The sequence below is a fragment of the Lysinibacillus sp. 10T31 genome (genome assembly GCF_056394365.1).
In genome coordinates this window covers 1-359 of sequence record NZ_JBFTHS010000279.1, presented here as the reverse complement: position 1 = coordinate 359, position 359 = coordinate 1, and the positions used below count along the sequence as shown (strand labels likewise).

1 protein-coding gene is annotated in these 359 nt (G+C 55.4%); it reads left to right on the top strand.

The features are described from left to right. Positions 1 to 45: 45 nt before the first annotated feature. The coding region (locus AC1DCY_RS28030; RefSeq protein ID WP_477356141.1) for a TadE/TadG family type IV pilus assembly protein at positions 46 to 359 on the top strand (314 nt) is incomplete at its 3' end.

Sequence of the window (359 nt, the reverse complement as noted above, 5' to 3'; positions counted from 1 at the left end):
ATTCTATGCTCATACCACGTAGTCGTTGTCAGGGTAGACGCACTCATGAAATCAGGCCTCCCCAAAAAGCAAAAAGGTGCTGTGGCGATTGAGTTCGCCTTGGTGTTCGTGATCTTTTTTGCGGTGTTCTACGGGATCGTCAGCTACAGCCTGCCGCTGTTGCTGGTGCAATCATTCAACGAGGCCACCGCCGAGGCGGTCCGGCAAAGCGTCGCACTTGATCCGAAAACGCCCAACTACCCGACGGCCATGGAGAACCTGGCAAACAGTGTTTTACAGCAGCAACTGTCCTGGGTGCCAAGCGCCTTCAACCTCACCTTTGGTGTGGACGCCAAGGCTGCCTATAACGCGGGTACCGG